Here is a 23,259-nt window from a genome sequence, read left to right on the forward strand (position 1 = left end):
TTACATCCCGGGCAGCCGGTGCCCCTTGAACTGCTCGCGCAGCTTGTTCTTCTGGATCTTGCCCGTGGCGCCCATGGGCAAGGCGTCGATGAACAGCACGTCGTCGGGCGTCCACCACTTGGCGATCTTGCCTTCAAAGAACTGCAGCAAGGCGTCGCGCGTGACCGTCATGCCGGGACGCAGCACCACGACGAGCACGGGACGCTCGTCCCATTTCGGGTGGAACACGCCGATGCAGGCCGCCTGCAGCACGGCCGGGTGCGCCATGGCCAGGTTTTCCAGGTCGATGGTGCCGATCCACTCGCCGCCCGACTTGATCACGTCCTTGCTGCGGTCCGTGATCTGCATGTAGCCGTCCGCGTCGATGGTGGCCACGTCGCCCGTGGGGAACCAGCCATCCTGCAACACCTCGCCGCCCTCGTTCTTGTAATACGAGGAAATGATCCATGGCCCCTTCACCAGCAGATGGCCATACGCCACGCCATCCCACGGCAATTCCTTGCCGTCGTCGTCGACGATCTTCATGTCCACGCCGTAGATCGCATGGCCCTGCTTTTGCAGGATCTTGCGCTGCTCGTCCTTCGGCAAGTCCAGGTGCTTGGTTTGCAAGCCGCCCGCCGTGCCCAGCGGCGACATTTCCGTCATGCCCCAGGCGTGGATGACCTCGATGTCGAACTTGTCGATCAGAGTATCCATCATGGCCGGCGGGCATGCCGCGCCGCCAATCACCGTGCGGCGGAAGGTGGAAAATGTCAAGTTATTCTGCAAGGCGTGGTTCAGCAGGCCCAGCCAGACGGTGGGCACGCCGGCCGAGAACGTCACTTTTTCCGCCTCGAACAATTCATACAGCGACTTGCCGTCCAGCGCCGCGCCGGGAAATACCATCCGCGCGCCGGACAGGGGCACGGAATACGGCAAGCCCCAGGCATTCACGTGGAACATGGGCACGACGGGCAGCACCGTGTCGGAGGCGCGCACGTTCAGGGCGCTGGGCATGGCCGAGGCATACGCGTGCAGCACGGTCGAGCGGTGCGAATACAGGGCGCCCTTGGGATTGCCCGTCGTGCCCGACGTATAGCACAGGGTGGCGGCCGAGTTCTCGTCGAACAAGGGCCACGCGTAATCGTCCGAATGCGTGGCGATCAAGTCTTCATAGCACAGCAGGTCGGGGATCGTGCTGCTGGCGGGCATCCGCTCGCGGTCGCACATCAGCACGAAGTGGCGGACAAAGGTGCAGTCGGCGGCGATTTTCTCCACCACGGGCAAAAAGGTCAAATCGAACAATAAAACCTGGTCTTCCGCGTGGTTCGAGATGTAGGCGATCTGGTCGGGAAACAGGCGCGGGTTAATCGTGTGCAAGACGGCGCCCGAGCCGGACACGGCATAGTAGGCTTCCAGGTGGCGATAGCCATTCCAGGCCAGGGTGGCGACCCGGTCGCCCATGCCGACGCCGAGGCCATGCAGGGCATTGGCCAGCCGGCGCGCGCGCTGGTGGCAATCGCGGTAGGTGTAGCGATGCATATCGCCTTCCACCCGCCGCGAAATGATTTCGCTGCCGCCATAATGACGCGCTGCAAACTCGATAATGCTGGAAATCAGCAGGGGCTGATTCATCATCTGGCCCATCACTGGACTCAAGGGAAATGCCGACATCGTGTCTCCTGGGGTGGATACTCGGTTATTGTTGGAATTTAAAGATTTTTTCTAGTTTCGTACGGTCGTGCGGAAATCGTCAACGCATTTCGATATTGCATTGCAGCATGGAATTTTTGATTCCGTTTCCAGCCGCATGGGCAAGCGCCGCACGCCCTGGCGCGGTGCGGTAAAATCGTGTTCCAGGCTGGCGCTTCCTGCCGCCACATCTTATTGAATGGAACTGCCATCACCGCTCATACCTTACCACTGGATAACGCCTTTGCGGCCCTGCCGCCCGCGTTCTATACGCGCTTGATGCCCACGCCCCTGCCTTCGCCCTACTTTGTCGCCGCCAGCGCGCCGGCAGCAAGCCTGGTGGGGCTCGATGCGGCGCGCCTGGCCGAACCCGACTACGTGGCGCTGCTGAGCGGTAACGCCGTGGCCGAGCGCTCGCAGCCCCTGTCGGCCGTGTATTCGGGCCACCAGTTCGGCGTCTGGGCCGGCCAGTTGGGCGACGGCCGCGCCATCCTGCTGGGCGATATCGCCACGGAAAGCGGTCCCATGGAGCTGCAATTGAAAGGCGCCGGCGCCACGCCGTATTCGCGCATGGGCGACGGACGCGCCGTGCTGCGCTCGTCCATCCGCGAATTCCTGTGTTCGGAAGCCATGGCGGCGCTGGGCATTCCCACCTCGCGCGCGCTGTCCATCATGGGTTCGCAGCAAGGCATCATGCGCGAAACGGTGGAAACGGCCGCCGTCGTCACGCGCATGGCGCCCAGCTTTGTGCGCTTCGGCTCGTTCGAACACTGGTTTTACCGCAAGAAGCCGGAGGAACTGAAAATCCTCGCCGATTACGTGATCGACGGTTTTTATCCCGATTTGCGCGCCGCAGCAAATCCATATCAAGCCTTGCTGGCCGAGGTCTGCGTGCGCACGGCGCACATGATTGCGCAGTGGCAAGCCGTGGGTTTCATGCATGGCGTGATGAATACGGACAATATGTCTATCCTGGGATTGACGCTCGATTACGGCCCCTTCGGCTTCATGGAAGCGTTTGACGCGGAGCACATCTGCAACCATACGGACCAGCAGGGCCGCTATTCCTACGCCAACCAGCCGCAGGTGGGCCACTGGAACTGCTATGCGCTGGGCCAGGCGCTGCTGCCGCTGATCGGCGAAGTGGAACTGGCGCAGGCGGCGCTGGACAGCTACCAGAGCGCGTTCGCGGAGAAGATGAATAGCTTGCTGCGCGCCAAGTTGGGCTTGCAAACGAGCCAGGACGGCGATACGGCCCTGTTCGACAGCATGTTTGCGCTGATGCAAGCCAATCACGTGGATTTCACCAACTTCTTCCGCGCCTTGGCTACTCTGCAGGTGGTGGCGCCCGAACACGACACGGCGCTGCGCGACCTGTTCATCGACCGCCCCGCCTTCGATACATGGGCAGCGCAATACCGCACGCGCCTGATGCTTGAGAATAGCGTCGATGCCGAGCGGCAAGCCGCCATGAACGGCGTCAACCCGAAATACGTGCTGCGCAACTATCTGGCGCAAGTGGCCATCGAGAAAGCCCAGCAGCAGGACTACACGGAAGTGGCGACATTGCTGGAAATATTGCAAAAGCCATTTGACGAACAGCCCGAACACCAGCACTATGCGGCCCTGCCGCCCGACTGGGCCAGCCACCTTGAAGTCAGTTGCTCATCCTGAGGAGTCATTATGACCACCAATAAAGTCAAGAAAACCGACGCCGAATGGCGCGCCATGCTCGATTCGATGCAATACGAAGTCACGCGCCATGCGGCCACGGAACGGGCCTTCACGGGCAAATTCTGGGACCACCATGAACAAGGCATCTACACCTGCGTCTGTTGCAACACGCCCCTGTTCGCGTCGGACACCAAGTTCGACTCGGGCTGCGGCTGGCCCAGCTATTTCCAGGCGCTCGACCCGGCCAACGTGACGGAAATTGTCGACCGCAGCCACGGCATGGTGCGCACGGAAATCGTCTGCGCCGTCTGCGACGCCCACCTGGGCCACGTCTTCCCGGACGGCCCGCCGCCGACCGGTTTGCGCTATTGCATCAATTCGGCATCGCTGCGCTTCGATCCGCAGCCTTGATGCCACAGGAATGACCGGGAGCGCGAATGTTGCTCCTAAGTCATTCCTAAGATGTTTACACCACGCTCATAGTAAAGTCTCGCCATGAAATTTCTATTCGACCTCTTCCCCCTGATCGCCTTCTTCGCCGCATTCAAACTGGGCGGCATGTATGAAGCGGCCACGCACGATTTCGTGCAGCAATATTTGTCCGGCTTCGTGTCAGGCGGCCTGATCAAGGCTGACCAGGCGCCGTGGATACTCGCCACCCTCGTCGGCATCGTCGCCACCGCTTGCCAGGTCAGCTATCTGCTGTTGCGCGGCCGCAAGGTGGACGGCATGCTGTGGCTGTCGCTGTTCATCTTTGTCGTGTTCGGCGGCGCCAGCATCTACCTGCATGACGATTTCTTCCTGAAATGGAAGCCGACCCTGATCTACTGGCTGTCCGGCCTGGCCCTCTTGATCGCCCACGTGGGCTTCAAGAAAAACCTGATCCGCAAGACCATGGAAGCGCAAGTGCAATTGCCCGATGCCGTCTGGAACCAACTGCTGGCCGCATGGATCATTTTCTTTGGCGCCATCGGCGCGCTGAACCTGTTCGTCGCCTTCGTGCTGTACAAGGGCGACATGGCCGCCTGGGTCAGCTTCAAGGCGTTTGGCGCGACGGGCATCTTCTTTGCCTTCATCGTGGCGCAAACCCTGTTCCTGGCCAAACATATCAAGGAAGACGCATGAACACCATCACCCAAAACGCTGCGCCGGAAACGCGCATGGAGCGCATTCGTACCCGCCTGGAAACGGCACTTTCTCCTCAGGAATGCGTGCTGGAAGACGACTCGGCGCGCCACCGGGGCCATGCGGGCGCCGCCTCGGGCGGAGGCCATTACAATCTGCGCATAATTTCTAGTCGATTTGAGGGGCTCAGGCTCGTCATGCGCCATCGACTGGTGTATGATTCCGTGCACGATATGATGCATAATGAGATACATGCATTGGCGATTGTGGCCCTGGCGCCGTCCGAAGTAGTGTAAGGATGGCGTTTTGGCGTACCCGAGCCATGTTATAGATTTCTTCCCATGCGTTTTTTACGAAACTTTCCCTAACAGGATTTAATAATGACTTTTAAGCCAGCCCGCTTGCTGATCGCACTACTCGCCGTTGTCGCGGTACCTGTTTTTGCGCAAAATGTTGCCGTTGTTAATGGCAAGCCTATCCCATCGTCGCGCGTTGATGCAGTCGTCAAGCAAGTCGTCGCCCAAGGCCAGCAACCGGATTCGCCGCAACTGCGCGAAATGATCAAGAAAGACTTGATCGGCCGTGAAGTGCTGATGCAAGAAGCGGAAAACAAAGGTTTCGGTAAAGATGCAGCAGTCAAGCAGCAAATCGAGAATGCGCGCCAGGCCATCGTCATCAACGCCCTGGTCGGCGACTACCTGAAAAAGAACCCCGTCAACGACGCTGAAATCAAGGCCGAGTACGACCGCTTCGTGGCGCAGACGGGCGACAAGGAATACCATGTACGCCACATCCTGGTGGGCACCGAGGCGGAAGCGAAAGACATCATCGCCAAGCTGAAAGGCGGCGCCAAGTTCGAAGACCTGGCCAAGCAATCGAAAGATGCTGGCTCGGCCGACAACGGCGGCGACCTGGACTGGGCAGCCCCATCGTCGTTCCCGAAAGTGTTCTCGGACGCCTTCGTGAAGCTGCAAAAAGGCCAAGTCACCGACACCCCGGTGCAAACGCCTAACGGTTTCCACGTGATCAAGCTGGACGACACCCGCGCGGCAAAACTGCCAACCCTGGAAGAAGTCAAGCCACAGATCGCCGAAGCGCTGCAGCAAAAGAAATTGCAAGCGTATCAGGAAGAAATGATCAAAAAAGCGAAAGTTCAGTAAGAACTGACCTCCCCGGCGCCCTTTTCGGCGCCGGTCGTGTATTCTGCGCCTGAATGCGCACTGCGCGACAGTCGCGCATATCGATTTTTAGTATATTTATTAGGAATGAACATGATTTTGAAGCCAGCCCGCCTGATCTTAGCCCTGGTCGCCGTCGTCGCGATCCCTGCGTTCGCGCAAAACGTGGCCACCGTGAATGGCAAGGCCATCCCATCGTCGCGCGTCGACCAGGTCGTCAAGCAAGTCGTCGCCCAAGGCAAGCAAGCCGATTCGCCGCAACTGCGCGAAGCCATCAAGAAAGACCTGATCGGCCGCGAAGTGCTGATCCAGGAAGCCGACAAGCAAGGCTACGGCACGCGTCCGGAAGTCAAGTCGCAGATCGACAATGCCCGTCAAAGCATCATCATCAACGCCCTGCTGGCCGACTACGTCAAGAAGAACCCTGTCAAGGACGCTGAAATCAAGGCCGAATACGACAAGTTCAAGGCCCAGGCCGGCGACAAGGAATACCATGCACGCCACATCCTGGTGGCCACCGAAGCGGAAGCGAAAGACATCATCGCCAAGCTGAAAGGCGGCGCCAAGTTCGAAGAGCTGGCGAAAGTATCGAAAGACGGTTCCGCAGCCAATGGCGGCGACCTGGACTGGGCTAGCCCAGCTTCGTACGTGAAGCCATTCTCCGACGCCATGGTCGCCCTGAAACCAGGCCAGATCACGCAAACGCCCGTGCAATCGCAATTCGGCTTCCACGTGATCAAGCTGGAAGAAACCCGTCCGACGAAGCTGCCGGCACTGGAAGAAGTCAAGGGCCAGGTGGCCGAGTCGCTGCAACAGAAGAAACTCGCCGCCTACCGCGATGAGTTGATGAAGAAGGCCAAGATTCAATAATATTGGATCGGCATGAAAAAGCGCTCCCTGTGAGCGCTTTTTTTACGCCTGAAAGAAAGCGAGATGCCATGAATCTACATGCAGAATTGAAAGCCGCGCTGGAAGCGGTTGCCGAACCGGGCCGCGCGGGGCCCATGCAGGCCTACATGCGCGGCCAGTTCGTGTTCCTGGGCGTGGCGGCACCGCAGCGGCGGCTGGCCGCCAGGGGCTTGCTGGCGGGCTTGAAAGGCGTGGGGGCCGAGGTGCTGCTGGAACATGCGCAACTGCTGTGGCAGCAGCCAGAGCGCGAATACCAGCACGTGGCGCTCGACATGCTGGCCCTGCACCGGCGGCAACTGGGCGTCGAACACCTCCCCGGCCTGCTCGGCCTGGCGCGCCAGCGCGCGTGGTGGGACAGCGTCGACGGCATGGCCGGCATCGTGGGCGAGGTGCTGCAGGCGGAGCGCCAGCGCGGCGGCCATGCCCATGCGCACATGGATGGCGCCTTGCGCCACGGGGATTTCTGGCTGCGCCGCATCGCCATGCTGCACCAGCTGGGCTGGCGCGGCGATACGGATGCCGCCTGGCTGTTCGATGCGGCGCTGGCGCTGGCCCACGAAGACGAGTTTTTCATCCGCAAGGCCATCGGCTGGGCCCTGCGCGATTATGCGCGCCACGCGCCGACAGAGGTGTTAGCTTTTGCTACAGAGCACCGCCAACGGCTCTCTCCCCTCAGCTACCGCGAAGCGCTGAAGCACCAGCCACCTTGAACGACTGGCCGCCCAGCAATCGCAGCGCGGCATCGATACGGGGAGCGGCATCCCAGGCCGGCACGGGCGCCAGCAGGCCCAGCGCCATCTGCCGCAACGGTTCGGCGATCACCATGGCCAGCAGCAGGCCAGCCAGCTCCTGCCCATCCTGCAGCACCAGATGGCCGCGCGCGGCCTGGCGCTGCAACCACTCGGCCAGCAGGGCCGTGCCCCGCTCGATGCCGTTGCGCTGATACACGGCCAGCAAATCGGCGCGCGCGGGAAACTCCGTGCACAGCAGGCGGAACAGACCGACGGCGTCCGCCGTCAGCACGCGCGCCGCCATCGCCTGCAATATCTCTTTTAGCAATGGCAGCACTTCGCCGGCCACGGCCGCATTGTGCGCCATGGCCGGCAAAAAAGCGTCTGTCCAGCCGCGCACCACGAGGGCCACGAGTTCCTCGCGGTTGGCCGCGTATTGATACAGCGACTTTTTTGCCATGCCCGCGTGGCGCGCCACCGCTTCCATGGTCGTGGCCGCGTAGCCCTCGTTCAGCAGCAGCCACGTGGCCGCCTGCACGGCCGCCTCGCGCGCTTCTTCGGGCGGCCGCGCCGGACGGCCCCGTCCACGCACAGCCTTGCTCTCTGCCTTGCTCTCTTCTTCCTGCATGCCGGCTCCAGGCTTGATCGATGGGCAATTCTACACTGAAACACATTTAGGAAACGAATTGCGTTTCTTTAATATATAATTGGCTCACCCAAACAAAGGAGAACGACATGACGCAGCATATTGAATTCCCATGGAGCATCACCGGCACGGGCAACTTGCTCGACCCGTTTCCCCTGCCCCTGGAAACGGGCATCACGCGCCTCGACGATGGCTGCCTGCTGGTGGCGGCGCGCACAGAGCTGCACGGCTGCAGCGGGCGCATGCTGGACTGGTGGTTTACATTTTTCGAGACGACGCAGCACATCAAGTGGTGGCATCCGCACGACCACGTGGCCCATCACGGCTGGAACAGCGCGTGGAAAAAGGGAGAAAGTTATTACGGCGCCTCGATCGAGGCAGTGGAATCGCTGGGCGACATTCCGCCCGTGAAAGCCAAGCTGAAGTTCCATGATCCGAAGGAAGTCTTTGACCCGGCGCAACTGCAGCAGGCACAGGACAGCGGCGCCCTGTCGGCCGCCGTCTGCGCGCGCATCGGCTTCGGCGACCATGTGGTACTCGATCCGCAGGGCGATCCGCTCGATGGCGAAATGCTGCACCTGACGCGCGACACCCCCACGGGCTGCGTGCTGCGCAGCCGCTTCTTGCTGGGCCGCAACAGCCTCAATCCCGTGCGCGACGTGCCCGACGTGCTGGGCCTGAACTTGCTGCGCCATTGCTACAGCGAATTCACCTACCTGTCGCGCTTTTTGCCGTCGCTGTACTACGGCGAGCATGCCAACGGGGAAAAGGCGCCGCTGCCCTGGTAGGCTGCCTTACAGCCGCTTGTGCATGCGCGCCAGCGGCAACTTGATGTCGTCGGGCAAGTCGAGGTAAAAATCTTCCGTCACGGCAAAGCCGCTGGCCAGGTACAGCGGCACGCCCGGCAAGGTGGCGGCCAGTTCCAGTCCCGTAAAACCGGCGGCCCGCGCCTGCCGTTCGCAGTGGCGCATCAGCATGCTGCCCAGGCCTTGGCGCGCCGCGGCCGGTTCCACGAAGAATGCGCGGATGCGGCCCGGCTGGCTGGCCGTGTCGAGCAACGGGTCCGGCCCGCTCTTGGCGCGGTCGGCACCGTACAGGGTGGCGCGCCGGCTCCAGCCGCCGCAGGCCAGCATGGCGCCATCGCGTTCGATGACGAAATACGTGCGGTCGGCCACGAGCTGCGTATCGACGCCGAACACGTGGCGCGTTACGGCCTCGGCCTGCTCCTGCGTATAGAATCCCGCGCTCAGCGCCACGCCGGAACGGGCGATCAGCGCGTTCATGGCGGGCACATCGGCCGGCAGCGCCACGCGCAGGCTGGTCGAGGCGCCAAAGCTGAACCACGCACGGCTGATGCGTCCCTGCTCCACCTCATAGGTGGCCACCAATTCCTGCGCGGAAACACCGTCCGGCGTGTCGCCATGGACGATTTCATGGTCGATCACCAGCTTGCCGCAGGCGATGCGGTTAAGCAACTGCGCCTGGGGCTGGCTGGCGGCGAAGCGGGCCGTGAAACGGGGGCCGATCTGCGCGCTGCCCGCGGCCAGCAAGGTATCGGGATGCTGGAATTGCTGTGCATCATCGGCATAGATGGCCAGCAAGGCGGACACGTCGTGGGCGTTATAGGCGTCCAGCTGGGCCTGGACGATGGCGGCGGGCGTGGCGTGCAGAAGGTCGGTCATGGCGCGATTCCGTGGAAGATGGCTGATTTTACAACGTTTTCTTTGCCTCGTGCATTGCCCTCCCACAACGCGCTTGTGTGCGCGGTGGAACGGAAGGGTCTGCGGAAAAGCGCCAGAATGGCCTTTTATAGCGATGAGGCCGCCCCATGTCCCGACAACGATCGTCCGCCGCTCCCCTGGCCGGCCACGTCAGCGTGCGCGGCGCGCGCGAACACAACCTCAAGAACGTGGACGTGGACATCCCGCGCGATGCGCTGGTGGTGTTTACGGGCGTGTCCGGCTCAGGCAAGTCCTCGCTGGCCTTCGGCACGCTGTATGCGGAAGCGCAGCGGCGCTACCTGGAATCGGTCTCGCCGTACGCGCGCCGCCTGTTTCACCAGATGGCCGTGCCCGAAGTGGACCGCATCGACGGCTTGCCGCCCGCCGTGGCCTTGCAGCAGCAGCGCGGCACGCCCACCACGCGCTCGTCGGTCGGCAGCGTCACCACCGTGTCCAACCTGCTGCGCATGCTGTATTCGCGCGCGGGCGACTATCCGAAGGGCCAGGCGCTGCTGTACGCGGAATCGTTCTCGCCCAATACGGCGGAGGGGGCCTGTCCCGCCTGCCACGGCCTGGGCCGCGTATATGCCGTCACGGAACGCTCGATGGTGCCGGACGACAGTTTGAGCATCCGCGAACGGGCCGTCGCCGCCTGGCCCACGGCCTGGCATGGCCAGAATTTGCGCGACATCCTCACCTCACTGGGCCATGACGTCGATACGCCATGGCGCGCGCTGCCGCGGCAGCTGCGCGACTGGATCCTGTTTACCGACGAGCAGCCCGTGGTACCCGTATATGCGGGCCTGACGCCGCAGGAGACCCGGGCGGCGCTCAAGGCCAAGCTGCCGCCCAGCTACATGGGCACCTTCACCGGCGCGCGCAAGTATGTGCTGCAAACTTTCGCCAGCAGCCCCAGCGCGCAAATGAAAAAGCGCGTCGCCCGCTACATGCTGGGCGCGGACTGCTCCCTGTGCCACGGCAAGCGCCTGCGGCCGGAGTCCCTGAGCGTGCGCTTCGCCGACCGCGATATCGCCGACATGTCGCGCCTGAGCCTGGCCGCGCTGGCGGACCTGATGGCGCCCTACGCGGCCGGCAAGGCCAGGATGCGCGATGGCAAGCGGCACCCGGAAAAGGCCATCGTCGCGCAGCGCATCGCGCAAGACCTGGCGGGCCGCCTGGACGTGCTGCTGGACCTGGGCCTGGGCTACCTGAGCCTGGAGCGCGGCACGCCCACGCTGTCGCCCGGGGAATTGCAGCGCCTGCGGCTGGCAACGCAGGTGCGCTCGAGCCTGTTTGGCGTCGTCTACGTGCTCGACGAGCCGTCGGCGGGCCTGCATCCGGCCGACACGCAAGCGCTGCTGCGCGCGCTGGCGCGCCTGAAGGCGGCCGGCAATTCGCTGTTTGTCGTCGAACACGACCTGGACGTCATCGCCAAAGCGGACTGGATCGTCGACGTGGGCCCGCATGCGGGCGAGCATGGCGGGAAAATCCTCTACAGCGGCGCGCCCGCAGGCTTGCGCACCGTGGCCGATTCGCAGACGCGGCGCTACCTGTTCGAGCAGGATGCGGCGCCGCGACGCACGCCCCGCGCGCCTGCCGGCTGGCTGGAGGTCGCCGGCGTGACGCGCAACAACCTGCGCAGCCTCGATGCGCGCTTTCCCCTGGGCGTGCTGTGCAGCGTCTCGGGCGTGTCCGGCTCGGGCAAGTCCACGCTCGTCAGCCAGGCGCTGGTGGAACTGGTGGGCGCCGCCCTGGGCCAGGGCACGGCAACGGACGAGGTCGACGAGTCGCCGCTGGCGCCCGCGGCCGCGCCCACGGGCGGGCGCATCGCCGGCGGCCTGGAAGGCATCGGCCGGCTGGTGACGGTGGACCAGAAAGCCATCGGCCGCACGCCACGCTCCAACCTGGCGACCTACACGGGCTTGTTCGACCACGTGCGCAAGCTGTTTGCCGCCACGCCGGCCGCCAGGCGCCGGCATTTCGACGCGGGGCGCTTTTCCTTCAACCTCGGCAAGGGCCGCTGCGCCAACTGCGAAGGCGAAGGACAAGTCATGGTGGAACTGCTGTTCCTGCCCAGCGTCTACACTCCCTGCCCCGTGTGCCACGGCACGCGCTATAACGCGGAAACGTTAAAGGTCGAATACCGGGGCAAGGATATCGCGCAAGTGCTGCAACTGACGGTCGATGACGCGCTGGCCTTCTTCGCGGACGAGGCGGCCCTGGAGCGCCCCCTGTCCGTGCTGGCCGATGTGGGCCTCGGCTATTTGCGGCTGGGCCAGTCGGCCACGGAACTGTCGGGCGGCGAAGCGCAGCGGGTCAAGCTGGCCACCGAGCTGCAGCGCCCCCAGCGGGGCGACACCCTGTACATCCTCGACGAACCCACGACGGGCCTGCACCCGGCCGACATCGACCGCCTCCTGGCCCAGCTCGATACCCTGGTGGCTGGCGGCAACACCGTCATCACCGTCGAACACGACATGCGCGTGCTGGCCGCCAGCGACTGGGTCATCGACATCGGCCCCGGCGCGGGCGACGACGGCGGCGTCATCGTGGCCAGCGGCACGCCGACGCAGGTGGCGAAAACACGGGCCAGCCGCACGGCGCCCTTCCTGAAAAAAGCCCTGCGATAAGCCTGTGCGCAGCCACGTTTGCTGAGATAATCACAACACATAGTTACAAAAACCGCCGCAGCGTCTTATGCGGCATCAATAAAAATCATCGCAGCAGGAGTAAAGATCATGAAATGGGAAGGCAATCGCGAAAGCGACAATGTGGAAGACCGCCGTGGCGAAGATGGCGGCGGGGGCGGCGGTGGGGGCGGCTTCGGTTTTGGCGGACGCTCGATCGGCATCGGCACCATCGTCATCGCCCTCGTCGGCTCGTATGTACTGGGCGTCAATCCCCTGACCTTGCTCAACCTGCTCAGCGGCGGTGGCGGCGGCCAGGTCAGCACCCAGCAAAGCCAGTCACCCGCGCGCCAGCCGCCCGAATCAGACGAGATGGCCCGCTTCGTGAAAACGGTGCTGGCCGATACGGAAGACACCTGGGGCGCCCTGTTCAAGGCCGAAGGCGGCAGCTATGTGAAACCCAAGCTGGTGCTGTATTCGGGCAGCACACCCACGGCTTGCGGCACGGGACAGAGCGCCAGCGGGCCCTTCTATTGCCCCGGCGACCAGAAAGTCTACCTGGACCTCGATTTCTTCAACCTGATGCAGCAGCGCTTCAAGGTCTCGGGCGAATTTGCGGAAGCGTATGTGATCGCCCATGAAGTGGGCCACCACGTACAGAACCTGCTGGGCTTGTCCGAGAAGGTCGACAAGGCGCGCCGCACGCAATCGGAGCGCCAGGCCAACGCCATGTCCGTGCGCCTGGAATTGCAGGCCGACTGCTTTGCCGGCGTGTGGGCATTCCACGCGAACCAGGACCGCAAGATCCTCGAGCAAGGCGACGTGGAAGCGGCCCTGAAAGCGGCCACGGCCATCGGCGACGATGCATTGCAGCGCCAGTCGCAAGGCCATGTCGTGCCGGACTCGTTTACGCATGGCACCTCGGATCAGCGCGTGCGCTGGTTCAGCAAGGGCATCGAAAGCGGCCAGATTTCCCAGTGCAACACGTTTGAGGCGCGCCAGCTGTAAGGATCGCCAATCCCCGTGCCGCCCTGCGCGTGCACGGGGACGTTCCTTTTACTTCAAATCGATGCGCCCGTATTGCCCATGCGTCTCGTCATCCGGCCCGGCCGCATAGAACAGCGTATTGACGGGCTGGCTGTTAAGGCCATTGCCGAAGGCGATGCCCCACAAGCCATCGATCACCAGCGGCGTGCCATCCGTCTTGAGCAGCGCGCCCCCGGCGGTACCCGTGTCGGGATCATAGGCATGGATCTTGCCATCGCCAAAATTCCCTATCAACAACATATTGCTGGCCGTGCCAAAGTTGGCGGGCGCCAGTGCCATGCCCCATGGCGCATTCAGGGCGCCGCCGGTCACCAGCCGCTTGATCAGCGTGCCGCCCGTGTCATACACATTCACGATACCGAGGCCGGCGCCGGCCTCTTCATCGTCGCCGCTGGCTTCCCGCTTCGCGTACGCGACATAGATGCGCTCGCCAATGGCCTGGATGCCAAACGGCGCATAGCCGGCCGGCAAGCCGGGATCGCTGAATGCGCCAGGCAGGGCGACCCTGGCAAAGCTGGCATCGAAGACATCGACGCGCCCGTTGTGGAAATCGCTCGCATACAGGTAATTGGCGCCCGCGTAGCGCGAGATGGCCAGGCCCTTGTAGACGCTGCCGCCCGCGCTGCCATCGAACACGACCAGGGCCGTCGTCGGGCTGACCGTGGGCGACCACGCGGAAATAGTCCCGCTCTCGCTGGCGAAGATGAAGGGGCTGGGCGCCGTCACGCCGTTCTGGCTCAGCTTGAAGTCCTGCGTGCCGTTGAATACGATGCCCGTCGGGCCTGCCGGCGTGCTGACCACCAGCGATTGCGGCACGCCATTGCCATCGTACAATGTGGACTTCGCCGTGCCATTCGCCACCACCCAGACGAAGCCGCGTGGATTGAAGGCCACGCCCCAGGCGTTGACAAGGTTGGGATCGGTGTGCGCGGCCGGCAGCGCCGCCGTATCGGACACGAGACTGGTCGCTACATACGTGCTCAGCATCGGTGGCTCGTGGTGGTGCCCGCCACCGCAGGAAGACAATAATACCGCCAGCACGGCGGCAAGGCAGGTGCATGCAATCTTGGTCGCTAAGGACGTACTCATGGCGTTCCCTTTCGGCGTGGTAGGCGATGTTGTTCCAGCCGTTGATTCCCACACACGACAGAAAGGTTTCGCACCGCCGAAACAGATGGCCGGATGCCTGTCCAGCGGCACATGCACTCACTCTCCTTGCTCCCGCAGACAAGCAAGCAAGTGCTGTAGCTGGCGCCGTGCGTGAAAGACGTGCGTCTTGACCGTGTTGAGAGGACAATCGACGGCGGCGGCAATTTCGTTGTAACCCATGTCATGGTAGTAGCTGAGGAGCACCACGCGGCGCAGCCGCAGCGGCAACTGCTGTATCGCGGCCGCTATGGCGCATTGCAGTTGCCGCTGAAGCAATTGCTGCTCCGGCTCCAGTTCGAGGCTGCCAGGACATAGTTCCATATCGGACTCCACCGGCTCGTCCCTGGCACGAAAACCTTGCAATGCCTTGTGGTAGGCTATCGCGAAGATCCAGGTCGATACCCTGCTGCTGCCGTCGTAACTGCCTGCCTTTTGCCATACCACCAGCATCGTGTCGTTGATGATTTCTTCGATCAGTGGCGAGCTGTGAGTAAAGCGGTGAAGAAAGCGGTTCAGGCGCGGGAAGTAAGCGCGGTAAAGGGCCTCGAACGCACACCGGTCCCCTGCGAGTATACGGCCCAGCAACTGGGCTTCAGCCTCGTTGGCGGCGGATGCGCGCGCATCCGGATCCTGCCCCTCGCGCATGGATGCTCTCCTTTGGCCCGTCTATGCCTTACCGACACTATCAAGCTATGTAGTGTGGGGAGGCGGGTGCCGTCGCGCCCCCTCGTATGCTCAGGTATGGCTAGGATATCGGGAGTGGCAGGATGCCGTCCAGCCAACGGCTTGAGGCGCATCAAGCGCAGCGCAGATAGGACAGGCCGGCCGTCAGGGCACGCCGACGTCGTAACGCTTGGCCAGCCGCTTCAATTCGCCCGTCTCGATCAGGCTATTCAATTCCTGGTCGAACTGCAGGCGCAGCTTGTCGAAGGCGAGCGAGCGGGGATAGGCAAAATAGCCGTTTTGTATGTCGATGACTTTAGGCAGCGGTTTTACCTGGCGGCCATAGCCGAGACGGGCGATGACGGGGTCGGTATTGCGGCGGTTGCTGATGAACACGTCGACGTGCTTGTGCACCAGCATCTTCAAGCCATTTTCCACATTGTTGGCCACGCTGACCTGCAAGCCGGGCCGCACGCGCTCCCATTCCGCGCCATAGGCCCAGCCGTTGAGCAGCACCACCCGGCGGTTGTTCAGCGCCGCGTAGTCGCCATCCCAGCCAAAGCTGGCGTCCTGGCGCGTATAGAAGACCATCTGGTCCTGGTAGAACGGCTTGTCGGAAAACGCCATGCTGGCGATGCGCTCGGGCGTCTTGTAGGGGCCGATCAGGATATCGGCCTGCCCCTGCACCAGCATGGCTTGGGCGCGCGCCCATGGCACCATGCGAAAACGCACGGTGTTGCCCGTGCGCGCCGCCATCAAGCGCAGCAGTTCCGCGCCCAGGCCGCCATACTCGCCGCCGTCCTGGTACTCGAACACGCGCTCGAACTGCGCGCCCACGGCCAGCAGTTCCCGGGCTGGCGCCTGCGATGGCACAACTAACGCCGGCCACAGCAGCGCCAAGGCCAGCAAGCGCCGCCCTGCTCTACTCATCAGCCGACGATGCGCAAGGAGTAATCGGTGGCCCGCACATCCTTGGTCAGGCTGCCGATCGAGATGCGGTCCACCCCCGTTTCGGCGATGGCGCGCACGGTGTCGACATTGATGCCGCCCGACGCTTCGAGCAAGGCGCGGCCACGCGTCAATGCCACGGCCTCGCGCATCATGTCGTTGCTGAAGTTGTCGAGCAGCACGGAGACGGCGCCCGCGTCCAAGGCTTCCTGCAATTGCGCCAGGGTTTCCACCTCGATCTGCACGGGCACGCCCGCGTCGAGATTGCGCGCGTTTTCCAGGGCCTGGCTGACGCCGCCGGCCGCCGCGATATGGTTTTCCTTGATCAGGATGCCGTCATACAGGGCTAGGCGCTGATTCTTGCCGCCGCCCACGCGCACCGCATACTTTTGCGCCAGGCGCAGGCCAGGCAAGGTCTTGCGCGTGTCCAGGATGGACGCCTTCGTGCCGGCGATTACATCGACATACCGGCGCGTGGCCGTGGCCACGGCCGACAGCAGCTGCAGGAAATTGAGGGCGCTGCGCTCGGCCGTGAGCAAGGCGCGTGCCGGCGCCTGTATCGTGCAGACGACGCTGTCGGCCGTCATCATGTCGCCTTCGGCGTAATGCCAGGCAATATCGATGCTGCGGTCCAGGCTTTTCATGATGCCTTCGAACCACGGCGCGCCGCACAGCACGGCCGCTTCGCGCACGATGACACGGGCCGTGACGATATGGTCGGGCGGCACCAGCTCGCCCGTCAGGTCGCACTGGCCCACGTCTTCCAGCAAGGCGGCCAGCAGGTTGCCCTCGAACGCGCGCGCCAGGGCCGGGTCGAAGGGAGCGAAAGAATTAACGAGGGTACTCATGCTGGACCGATTCCTTGGAACAATGTGGTTTCTTTTGCCAGGTCCGCACCCGGCTTGAGGCCTGCCTTCTTGGCGGCGGCGAAGTCGAGCATGCGATTGATCGAGCGCACGGCCAGCTGGCCGACGGCGGGATCGACGTGGATTTCGTTGTGCATGTTTTCCAGCGTTTGCGCCAGGTTCAGCAAGCCGTTCATGGCCATCCACGGGCAATGCGCGCAGCTTTTACAGGTGGCGCTGTTGCCGGCCGTGGGCGCTTCGATGAAGCGTTTACCTGGCGCGGCCGCGCGCATCTTGTGCAGGATGCCGTTGTCGGTGGCGACAATAAAAGTGTCCGTGTCCATGGTTTGCGCTGCCGCAATCATTTGCGACGTCGAGCCGACCATGTCGGCCAGGGCCACCACGTTCGCGGGCGACTCGGGATGCACGAGCACCTTGGCTTGCGGATACTCTTCCTTGAGCAAATCGAGTTCGATGCCCTTGAATTCGTCATGCACGAGGCAGCTGCCTTGCCACAGCAGCATGTCGGCGCCCGTCTGCTTCTGGATGTACGAACCCAGGTGCTTGTCGGGTGCCCACAGGATTTTCTTGCCCTGCGCATGCAGGTGGGCAACGATGTCGAGGCCGATCGACGACGTCACCATCCAGTCCGCGCGCGCCTTGACGGCCGCGCTGGTGTTGGCATAGACGACGACAGTACGGTCCGGATGAGCGTCGCAGAAGGCCGTGAATTCGTCCACCGGGCAGCCCAAATCGAGCGAACAGGTCGCGTCGAGGTCGGGCATCAGCACGGTTTTTTCGGGACTGAGGATTTTCGCCGTTTCGCCCATGAAGCGCACGCCGGCCACGACCAGGGTCTTGGCCGGATGGTCGCGCCCGAAGCGGGCCATTTCCAGCGAATCGGAGACGCAGCCGCCCGTGGCTTCGGCCAGGTCTTGCAGGTCGGCATCAACGTAATAGTGGGCAACGAGCACGGCTTCGCGCTCGATCAGCAAGCGCTTGATGCGCGTGATCAGTTCGGCTTTTTCAGCCGGGGACGGCGTCGCTGGCGTGCGTGCCCAGGCGTGGGCAGTGCAGCTGGCTCCGTCTTGTGGATGTTCATACTCGACGGATTTGATGGCTAAAGTTTGCATGGCTGTGTCAAACAAAAACGGGATAGACCGGCACGATTGCAATGAAGCAGGTGCGCCGGAACGAATGGACCGCGGCGCGTCGGTGTGGTGCCGGGTGGTCAGCCTTGTAATGTCGGATTACGCTGCGCCTCGGCGGCCCCGCAAATCCGACCTACGCGACCACCCCGGGTAACTCACCCTGACGCAGGTCGGATTAGCGCACGGCGCGTAATCCGACGCAACGTCAGCGTACCAATTAATCGATACCCTGGCTCTTCAAATAGTCTTCGTAGTTGCCGCGGTAGTCGACCACTTCATCTTCCTTGATCTCGATGATGCGGTTGGCCAGCGAGGAAACGAATTCGCGGTCATGCGACACGAAGATCAGGGTGCCCGCGTATTTTTCCAGCGCGATGTTCAACGATTCGATCGATTCCATGTCCATGTGGTTGGTCGGCTCATCGAGCATCAGCACGTTGTGGCGGCCCAGCATCAGCTTGCCGTACATCATGCGGCCCTTTTCACCACCGGACAGCACCTTGACGGCCTTCTTCACGTCGTCGCCGCCGAACAGCAAACGACCCAGGATGGAGCGCACGGCCTGGTCGTCGTCGCCCTCTTTCGTCCACTGGCCGATCCAGTCGGTCAGGTTCGTATCCTTGGCGAAATCTTCCGTCGGGTCTTGCGGCATGTAGCCCACGTTGGCGTTTTCCGCCCACTTCACGCGGCCCTGGTCCGGCTGCAGGCCGGCGATGTCGCCCGCGATGCAGCGCAGCATGGTGGTCTTGCCGGCGCCGTTGGCGCCGATGATGGCGATGCGCTCGCCCGCTTCGACCATGATGCTGAAGTTCTTGAACAGCTGGCGATCAAAACCTTTCGAGATATTCTCGACTTCCACGGCCAGGCGGTGCAATTTCTTTTCGCCGTCGAAACGCACGAACGGATAGGCGCGCGACGATGGCTTGATGTCGTCGACCTTGATCTTTTCGATCTGCTTGGCGCGCGACGTCGCCTGGCGGGCCTTGGATTTATTCGCGGCGAAGCGGCGCACGAATTCTTGCAATTCCGCAACCTTGTCTTTCGCTTTCGCGTTGTTGGCCAGCTGCTGGTTGCGCGCCTGGGTCGAGGCGAACATGTATTCGTCGTAATTGCCCGGATAAATCTTCAAGGTGCCGTAATCCATGTCGGCCACGTGGGTGCACACCTGGTTCAGGAAGTGGCGATCATGGGAAATGATGATCATGGTGGAGTTGCGCTCGTTGAGCACGTCTTCCAGCCAGCGAATCGTGTTGATGTCCAGGTTATTCGTCGGCTCGTCGAGCAGCAGAATGTCCGGATTCGAGAACAGCGCCTGCGCCAGCAGCACGCGCAGCTTCCAGCCTGGCGAGACATTGCTCATCGGGCCTTGATGCAGCTCGATGGCGACGCCGGCGCCCAGCAGCAGTTCGCCGGCGCGCGATTCGGCCGTGTAGCCGTCGTACTCGGACACTTTGCCTTCCAGCTCGGCCGCCTGCATGTAGTCGTCGTCCGTCGCTTCCGGGTTCGCGTAGATGGCGTCGCGTTGCTGGATGGCGGCCCACATTTCCGTGTGGCCCATCATGACGACGTCGAGCACGCGCATGTCTTCAAACGCGAACTGATCCTGGCGCAGCTTGCCCAGGCGCTCGTTGGTGTCGAGCATGACGTTGCCGCCCGACGGGTCCAGGTCGCCGCCCAGGATCTTCATGAACGTCGACTTGCCGCAGCCATTGGCGCCGATCAAGCCATAGCGGTTGCCGTCGCCGAACTTGACGGAGATATTCTCAAACAATGGCTTGGCGCCAAACTGCATCGTGATGTTAGCTGTAGAAAGCATTAGTGAGGTCTTTATCCAGTGAAAACAGGTAGTTAGGTACTTTTCTCCCATTATACAGTACCCACCCTCATCCCTCTATAGCGCCCGGCCCTTTGAAAAACAGGACAGGATTCCGCCGGACAACATCACTATCTGCTGGCACAACATTGCATGATAAAAATATCATAGCAAATGATCTATGTTTTGTTACAATCAACTGCACCCCTCTAACGAATGCGTATCATCACGAAAGGTAATAAGCATGAAAATGTTTTCTGGTTACCATTATTTATTGATCAGCATGACTGCATTCTCCCTGGCGGGCTGCGCCGCCCCCGAACCCGCCGCGGACGATGGCGCGCCCAGGCTTGCCGCCAGCAAATGCAAACCGAACTCCAGCGTGTCGCTCGGCACCATGATCGCCAAGAATTGCGGCGGCAATGCGGAAGCCAGGAATGTCGATCCCAAGGAGTTCATGGACGCCCTGCAATCCCCCGGGACGATTCAAAGCAAGCAATAGTCACAAGCCTGACCCGATATCGGCCTGCGGCGCGGCCGGGCCTGCAGCGCATGCCCTCATGGCGTCGCGCCGCCAGGCGCGCAGTACAATAGCAAGACGAGTACTCCTCACTTTCACCCCACAGGCATCACTTGAAAAAAATCACCCTCGCCGCCGCCGTGGCCGCCATTGCCATCGCCGCGACCGCCTATGCTTCGCCCTACTATGCCTTGCACCAGATCAAGTCCGCCCTGGCCGAGCGCAACGCCGAAGCCCTGGCCGAACACGTGGACTTCCCCGCCCTGCGCACCAGCGTCAAGGCGCAGCTGGAAGCGAGCATGGCGCGCAGCATCGCGGCAACGGCCGGCAGCGACAACCCGCTGGCCGCCCTGGGCCAGTCGATCGCCAGCGCCATGCTGGGCAAGATGGTCGACGCCATGGTCTCGCCAGCCGGCGTGGTGGCGCTGGTCAACAAGAGCGCCCTCAGCCCGCAAGCGGATACGGATACGCGTGCGGACGCGCCCGCCGACGGCGCAGCGAAAAAAGCCGAGTATTCCGCAGGCTATGCCGGCGTGAACACCTTCGTCGTGCGCGCCAAGGACGGCAATGCGCAGGAAGGCGCGCTGGTTCTGCTGCGCCATGGCGTGTGGGGCTGGAAACTGAGCTCGATCGAGATTGCGTCGGCGATGGCTGCGCGCTAGCAAGGAACACGCATGCGCAGGTGATCTGAGACACAATGCGTGTCACTCGTATCAGATTGCAGGAAATTTCATGCTGAAACACACGGCCTTATCGCTGGCGATGGCGCTTGCCGGCGCCGCGCCATTCGCCCATGCCCTTGATGGCACAGCCGGGAGCAGCCACTCCGTCGTCTCGCGCATGCAGGCGGAAACATCGAGTGCGGCCGACCCCGATGCCCCCGCGCCGCTGCCCGTGCCCAGCGACATTTCGCTGGCCGAACTGGAGCGCCGCCTGGCGCTGGGTCAGGCGCAAGCGGCCGAAAAGCACCTCAGCAGCGCGCTCGATCCGGCCGCGCTGACGTCCCTGGCACAGCAGATGGATTGCCGCGATATCGTCGGCATGCAGCCGTTCGGTTTCCCGCTGGAGCAGACGCAGCCCACCGTCCTGAGCGGCGCCCACCTGCTGGCGCGCTGCCCGGACCGCGCTTACGTGACGATCACGGCGATGTCGATGGCAGGCAAGGCGGGCAAGCGCGCCTCCCTCAGCCCGCAAACGTTCAGGCACACCGTCGATGGCAGGCCGGCGCGACGCCTGTATTACAAGGCGCCCAACGGCCGCCAGAAGGAATCGCTGACCATAGTCGACGGCAGCTATGCGTATGCGCTCGAATACTGGTCGCTCGATGACAGCCAGCACAGCGGCATGGTGGGCATGCGCCGCATGGAAACATTGACGTTGCCACAACGAAATGGGCAGAAATAATCAAGATACTGTATATTCATACAGTTATTGACTATTTTCCTGTCCGCCATGCCTGCACACCCGCATACCGCCTTGCCGTACACCATTTCCGTCAGCGCCACGCTCGACGCGGAAGTCGAGCAAACCATCCTCGATGGCTTGAACGCCTATAACGATGCCATCACCGGCTATAGCGACAGGCAGGTATTGAGCGTGGTCGTGCGCGACCGCGACAGCCAGCGCGTGCTGGGCGGCGCCATGGGCCGGACCTCGCTGGGCCTGCTGTTTCTCGATTTGTTTTATTTGCCCGCCGCCTTGCGCGGCCTGGGCCTGGGCAGCCAAGTACTGGCGCAGTTCGAGGAGGAAGGACGCCGGCGCGGCTGCGCCTCGGCGGTGCTGTACACCATCAGTTTCCAGGCGCCCGAATTTTACGAGCGTCGCGGCTGGCGCCGCTTCGGCGAGATTGCCTGCCATCCCGACGGCACGAGCCGGGTCTTCATGAGCAAGACACTGCACGATTGAGTGCGCTGGCGGCGGCAACGATGCCGCCAGCGGCAGAGACAGCTTACATGCCCAGCGATTTGAGCAGGTCGGCGTTGTCGTCGTCTTCCGGTTCCGCCGCAGGCGCCGGGGCGGCGTCGCGTTCGCGGTTCGCATATTCGCTATCCATCAGCGAATCGGCGTCGACTTCGCGCGAATCGAAATCGTGCAGCTTGATGAACTCGGTACGGTCGATCGCCAGTTCCAGATAGAAAATATTGTTCTTTTCTGTATAGAAAGTGACGCGGCGCATTTCCGGGCGGTCCAGCGGCGTGTCGACGCTGAGCATCACCTGCTTGTTCAGCACCAGCATCTTCGGCTGGCTCTGGGTGATGTTCGTTTGCAGCTCGCGCCGCACCTTGCCCGTGAAGTCGCCCACGATCTGGTTCATCAGCTCGCCCATGATGTTCGACACTTCGTCCGACGTGTAGAAGCTGGCCAGCTCCGACTTCGGCATACCCATGTGCAACATGTAGCGCTCGTAGATTTCCATCGCCGTATCGGCGGCGAAATTGAGCACCACCAGGCCCGTGAAACCGCCATCGAACATGACGAAGCAGCCGATGTCCGGCTTCAGGCCCGTCTTGGTGATGCGCTGCACCATGCCCGAATAATTGACCTTGCTTTGCGTTGCCACGTTGAGCACCCGAACCACCGAGTTGCACAAACTCATCAACAAATCTTCTGTACCGTACACAACATCCTTTTCTGCATCCATGAGCAACCTCTCCTACTATTTTAAAGATGACAGCACTGTTCCCTGCCCGCCGCGAGCCGAAACACGACCGTTTCGCTCAGCAAGCGGACGACTTCACCTTTGCATGCCCGACCTTGCGTGGCAGCGCGCCGCGTTGCCGCCGACGCCAACCGCCCTCTTACCTTTTTCTGTATAGAAATAAGTATCAGATGCGCAGAATA

At 62.5% G+C, this 23,259-nt stretch carries 24 protein-coding genes; 14 read left to right on the forward strand and 10 right to left on the reverse strand.

All coding sequences use genetic code 11. The features are described 5' to 3' along the window. Positions 1-1,653, reverse strand: a complete 1,653-nt coding sequence (locus ACQ4WQ_RS11675) for a 3-(methylthio)propionyl-CoA ligase (RefSeq protein WP_436497162.1) — start codon at positions 1,651-1,653, stop codon at positions 1-3. Positions 1,654-1,950: 297 nt separating this feature from the next. Here ACQ4WQ_RS11675 and ACQ4WQ_RS11680 point away from each other — a divergent pair, with 297 nt between their 5' ends. From ACQ4WQ_RS11680 to ACQ4WQ_RS11710, 7 genes are all read left to right on the forward strand, one after another. Next, on the forward strand, positions 1,951-3,345 hold the full coding sequence (locus tag ACQ4WQ_RS11680; protein ID WP_436497164.1) for a protein adenylyltransferase SelO: 1,395 nt from the start codon (positions 1,951-1,953) through the stop codon (positions 3,343-3,345). A gap of 9 nt (positions 3,346-3,354) precedes the next feature. Next, on the forward strand, positions 3,355-3,756 hold the full coding sequence (msrB, locus tag ACQ4WQ_RS11685) for a peptide-methionine (R)-S-oxide reductase MsrB (protein WP_436497166.1): 402 nt from the start codon (positions 3,355-3,357) through the stop codon (positions 3,754-3,756). Positions 3,757-3,840: 84 nt separating this feature from the next. Beyond that, the gene (locus tag ACQ4WQ_RS11690; protein WP_046682773.1) at positions 3,841-4,470 is read left to right on the forward strand and encodes a septation protein A; all 630 of its coding nucleotides are present in this window, start codon (positions 3,841-3,843) and stop codon (positions 4,468-4,470) included. Beyond that, complete coding sequence (locus ACQ4WQ_RS11695) at positions 4,467-4,766, forward strand: BolA family protein (RefSeq protein WP_436497168.1); 300 nt, start codon at positions 4,467-4,469, stop codon at positions 4,764-4,766. Before ACQ4WQ_RS11690 ends, ACQ4WQ_RS11695 begins: the two co-directional genes overlap by 4 nt. A gap of 84 nt (positions 4,767-4,850) precedes the next feature. Further along, positions 4,851-5,630 (forward strand): peptidylprolyl isomerase, encoded by a 780-nt coding sequence (locus ACQ4WQ_RS11700; RefSeq protein ID WP_322428667.1) that lies wholly within the window; start codon positions 4,851-4,853, stop codon positions 5,628-5,630. Positions 5,631-5,741: 111 nt separating this feature from the next. Then, complete coding sequence (locus tag ACQ4WQ_RS11705; RefSeq protein ID WP_070218375.1) at positions 5,742-6,518, forward strand: peptidylprolyl isomerase; 777 nt, start codon at positions 5,742-5,744, stop codon at positions 6,516-6,518. 68 nt (positions 6,519-6,586) lie between these two features. Next, the gene (locus ACQ4WQ_RS11710) at positions 6,587-7,267 is read left to right on the forward strand and encodes a DNA alkylation repair protein (RefSeq protein ID WP_436497171.1); all 681 of its coding nucleotides are present in this window, start codon (positions 6,587-6,589) and stop codon (positions 7,265-7,267) included. Here ACQ4WQ_RS11710 and ACQ4WQ_RS11715 read toward each other — a convergent pair. Next, a complete protein-coding gene (locus ACQ4WQ_RS11715; RefSeq protein ID WP_436497173.1) occupies positions 7,230-7,916 on the reverse strand; it encodes a TetR/AcrR family transcriptional regulator in 687 nt (228 codons plus the stop codon). The genes ACQ4WQ_RS11710 and ACQ4WQ_RS11715 overlap by 38 nt on opposite strands. 107 nt (positions 7,917-8,023) lie before the next feature. On the opposite strand from ACQ4WQ_RS11715, the gene ACQ4WQ_RS11720 reads away from it, so the two are divergent. Further along, a complete protein-coding gene (locus tag ACQ4WQ_RS11720) occupies positions 8,024-8,722 on the forward strand; it encodes a DAPG hydrolase family protein (RefSeq protein ID WP_326456668.1) in 699 nt (232 codons plus the stop codon). Positions 8,723-8,728: 6 nt separating this feature from the next. Here the strand turns inward: ACQ4WQ_RS11720 and ACQ4WQ_RS11725 are convergent, their stop codons facing one another. Next, positions 8,729-9,616 (reverse strand): GNAT family N-acetyltransferase, encoded by an 888-nt coding sequence (locus tag ACQ4WQ_RS11725; RefSeq protein WP_436497175.1) that lies wholly within the window; start codon positions 9,614-9,616, stop codon positions 8,729-8,731. A 146-nt stretch (positions 9,617-9,762) separates the two neighbouring features. Between ACQ4WQ_RS11725 and ACQ4WQ_RS11730 the strand changes: the two genes are divergently transcribed. Beyond that, complete coding sequence (locus ACQ4WQ_RS11730) at positions 9,763-12,285, forward strand: excinuclease ABC subunit UvrA (RefSeq protein ID WP_436497177.1); 2,523 nt, start codon at positions 9,763-9,765, stop codon at positions 12,283-12,285. Between the two features lie 108 nt (positions 12,286-12,393). Further along, positions 12,394-13,290 carry a KPN_02809 family neutral zinc metallopeptidase gene (gene ypfJ, locus ACQ4WQ_RS11735; protein ID WP_326456671.1) on the forward strand — a complete coding sequence of 299 codons (897 nt, stop codon included), beginning with the start codon at positions 12,394-12,396 and terminating at the stop codon, positions 13,288-13,290. 48 nt (positions 13,291-13,338) lie between these two features. On the opposite strand, the gene ACQ4WQ_RS11740 is transcribed toward ypfJ, so the two are convergent. The 6 genes from ACQ4WQ_RS11740 to ACQ4WQ_RS11765 all read right to left on the reverse strand — a co-directional run bounded on the left by ACQ4WQ_RS11740 (position 13,339) and on the right by ACQ4WQ_RS11765 (position 19,901). Beyond that, positions 13,339-14,418: a TIGR03118 family protein gene (locus ACQ4WQ_RS11740; protein WP_436497179.1), complete on the reverse strand. Its 1,080-nt coding sequence runs from the start codon at positions 14,416-14,418 to the stop codon at positions 13,339-13,341. Between the two features lie 117 nt (positions 14,419-14,535). Further along, the gene (locus ACQ4WQ_RS11745) at positions 14,536-15,123 is read right to left on the reverse strand and encodes an RNA polymerase sigma factor (protein ID WP_436497181.1); all 588 of its coding nucleotides are present in this window, start codon (positions 15,121-15,123) and stop codon (positions 14,536-14,538) included. Between the two features lie 183 nt (positions 15,124-15,306). Continuing rightward, positions 15,307-16,071 carry a substrate-binding periplasmic protein gene (locus tag ACQ4WQ_RS11750; protein ID WP_436497183.1) on the reverse strand — a complete coding sequence of 255 codons (765 nt, stop codon included), beginning with the start codon at positions 16,069-16,071 and terminating at the stop codon, positions 15,307-15,309. Then, positions 16,071-16,937 carry a carboxylating nicotinate-nucleotide diphosphorylase gene (gene nadC, locus ACQ4WQ_RS11755; RefSeq protein ID WP_326456674.1) on the reverse strand — a complete coding sequence of 289 codons (867 nt, stop codon included), beginning with the start codon at positions 16,935-16,937 and terminating at the stop codon, positions 16,071-16,073. Before nadC ends, ACQ4WQ_RS11750 begins: the two co-directional genes overlap by 1 nt. Next, the gene (gene nadA, locus ACQ4WQ_RS11760) at positions 16,934-18,067 is read right to left on the reverse strand and encodes a quinolinate synthase NadA (RefSeq protein ID WP_034756048.1); all 1,134 of its coding nucleotides are present in this window, start codon (positions 18,065-18,067) and stop codon (positions 16,934-16,936) included. Before nadA ends, nadC begins: the two co-directional genes overlap by 4 nt. Before the next feature lie 235 nt (positions 18,068-18,302). Continuing rightward, positions 18,303-19,901 (reverse strand): ABC-F family ATPase, encoded by a 1,599-nt coding sequence (locus ACQ4WQ_RS11765; RefSeq protein ID WP_131686473.1) that lies wholly within the window; start codon positions 19,899-19,901, stop codon positions 18,303-18,305. A 280-nt stretch (positions 19,902-20,181) separates the two neighbouring features. On the opposite strand from ACQ4WQ_RS11765, the gene ACQ4WQ_RS11770 reads away from it, so the two are divergent. From ACQ4WQ_RS11770 to ACQ4WQ_RS11785, 4 genes are all read left to right on the forward strand, one after another. Next, positions 20,182-20,400: a hypothetical protein gene (locus tag ACQ4WQ_RS11770; RefSeq protein ID WP_326456676.1), complete on the forward strand. Its 219-nt coding sequence runs from the start codon at positions 20,182-20,184 to the stop codon at positions 20,398-20,400. 131 nt (positions 20,401-20,531) lie between these two features. Beyond that, entirely contained in the window at positions 20,532-21,080 is a 549-nt protein-coding gene (locus tag ACQ4WQ_RS11775) for a DUF2939 domain-containing protein (RefSeq protein ID WP_436497186.1), read from the forward strand. A 70-nt stretch (positions 21,081-21,150) separates the two neighbouring features. Beyond that, entirely contained in the window at positions 21,151-21,822 is a 672-nt protein-coding gene (locus ACQ4WQ_RS11780) for a hypothetical protein (protein ID WP_436497188.1), read from the forward strand. A gap of 48 nt (positions 21,823-21,870) precedes the next feature. Next, a complete protein-coding gene (locus tag ACQ4WQ_RS11785; RefSeq protein ID WP_436497190.1) occupies positions 21,871-22,323 on the forward strand; it encodes a GNAT family N-acetyltransferase in 453 nt (150 codons plus the stop codon). A gap of 43 nt (positions 22,324-22,366) precedes the next feature. Here ACQ4WQ_RS11785 and ACQ4WQ_RS11790 read toward each other — a convergent pair whose 3' ends face one another. Further along, positions 22,367-23,059, reverse strand: coding sequence for a DUF3334 family protein (locus ACQ4WQ_RS11790; protein WP_092708686.1), 693 nt, complete (start codon positions 23,057-23,059; stop codon positions 22,367-22,369). Between the last annotated feature and the right edge of the window lie 200 nt (positions 23,060-23,259).

Source organism: Janthinobacterium goodfellowi, assembly GCF_051380695.1.
In the GTDB taxonomy this organism is placed as follows: domain Bacteria; phylum Pseudomonadota; class Gammaproteobacteria; order Burkholderiales; family Burkholderiaceae_D; genus Janthinobacterium.

What these genes read in the sequence shown, in the direction of transcription:
- ACQ4WQ_RS11675 (WP_436497162.1), bottom strand. Translation starts at nt 1,653, where the DNA reads ATGTCGGCATTTCCCTTGAGTCCAGTGATGGGCCAGATGATGAATCAG.
- ACQ4WQ_RS11680 (WP_436497164.1), top strand. Translation starts at nt 1,951, where the DNA reads ATGCCCACGCCCCTGCCTTCGCCCTACTTTGTCGCCGCCAGCGCGCCG.
- msrB (WP_436497166.1), top strand. Translation starts at nt 3,355, where the DNA reads ATGACCACCAATAAAGTCAAGAAAACCGACGCCGAATGGCGCGCCATG.
- ACQ4WQ_RS11690 (WP_046682773.1), top strand. Translation starts at nt 3,841, where the DNA reads ATGAAATTTCTATTCGACCTCTTCCCCCTGATCGCCTTCTTCGCCGCA.
- ACQ4WQ_RS11695 (WP_436497168.1), top strand. Translation starts at nt 4,467, where the DNA reads ATGAACACCATCACCCAAAACGCTGCGCCGGAAACGCGCATGGAGCGC.
- ACQ4WQ_RS11700 (WP_322428667.1), top strand. Translation starts at nt 4,851, where the DNA reads ATGACTTTTAAGCCAGCCCGCTTGCTGATCGCACTACTCGCCGTTGTC.
- ACQ4WQ_RS11705 (WP_070218375.1), top strand. Translation starts at nt 5,742, where the DNA reads ATGATTTTGAAGCCAGCCCGCCTGATCTTAGCCCTGGTCGCCGTCGTC.
- ACQ4WQ_RS11710 (WP_436497171.1), top strand. Translation starts at nt 6,587, where the DNA reads ATGAATCTACATGCAGAATTGAAAGCCGCGCTGGAAGCGGTTGCCGAA.
- ACQ4WQ_RS11715 (WP_436497173.1), bottom strand. Translation starts at nt 7,916, where the DNA reads ATGCAGGAAGAAGAGAGCAAGGCAGAGAGCAAGGCTGTGCGTGGACGG.
- ACQ4WQ_RS11720 (WP_326456668.1), top strand. Translation starts at nt 8,024, where the DNA reads ATGACGCAGCATATTGAATTCCCATGGAGCATCACCGGCACGGGCAAC.
- ACQ4WQ_RS11725 (WP_436497175.1), bottom strand. Translation starts at nt 9,616, where the DNA reads ATGACCGACCTTCTGCACGCCACGCCCGCCGCCATCGTCCAGGCCCAG.
- ACQ4WQ_RS11730 (WP_436497177.1), top strand. Translation starts at nt 9,763, where the DNA reads ATGTCCCGACAACGATCGTCCGCCGCTCCCCTGGCCGGCCACGTCAGC.
- ypfJ (WP_326456671.1), top strand. Translation starts at nt 12,394, where the DNA reads ATGAAATGGGAAGGCAATCGCGAAAGCGACAATGTGGAAGACCGCCGT.
- ACQ4WQ_RS11740 (WP_436497179.1), bottom strand. Translation starts at nt 14,418, where the DNA reads ATGAGTACGTCCTTAGCGACCAAGATTGCATGCACCTGCCTTGCCGCC.
- ACQ4WQ_RS11745 (WP_436497181.1), bottom strand. Translation starts at nt 15,123, where the DNA reads ATGCGCGAGGGGCAGGATCCGGATGCGCGCGCATCCGCCGCCAACGAG.
- ACQ4WQ_RS11750 (WP_436497183.1), bottom strand. Translation starts at nt 16,071, where the DNA reads ATGAGTAGAGCAGGGCGGCGCTTGCTGGCCTTGGCGCTGCTGTGGCCG.
- nadC (WP_326456674.1), bottom strand. Translation starts at nt 16,937, where the DNA reads ATGAGTACCCTCGTTAATTCTTTCGCTCCCTTCGACCCGGCCCTGGCG.
- nadA (WP_034756048.1), bottom strand. Translation starts at nt 18,067, where the DNA reads ATGCAAACTTTAGCCATCAAATCCGTCGAGTATGAACATCCACAAGAC.
- ACQ4WQ_RS11765 (WP_131686473.1), bottom strand. Translation starts at nt 19,901, where the DNA reads ATGCTTTCTACAGCTAACATCACGATGCAGTTTGGCGCCAAGCCATTG.
- ACQ4WQ_RS11770 (WP_326456676.1), top strand. Translation starts at nt 20,182, where the DNA reads ATGACTGCATTCTCCCTGGCGGGCTGCGCCGCCCCCGAACCCGCCGCG.
- ACQ4WQ_RS11780 (WP_436497188.1), top strand. Translation starts at nt 21,151, where the DNA reads ATGCTGAAACACACGGCCTTATCGCTGGCGATGGCGCTTGCCGGCGCC.
- ACQ4WQ_RS11785 (WP_436497190.1), top strand. Translation starts at nt 21,871, where the DNA reads ATGCCTGCACACCCGCATACCGCCTTGCCGTACACCATTTCCGTCAGC.
- ACQ4WQ_RS11790 (WP_092708686.1), bottom strand. Translation starts at nt 23,059, where the DNA reads ATGGATGCAGAAAAGGATGTTGTGTACGGTACAGAAGATTTGTTGATG.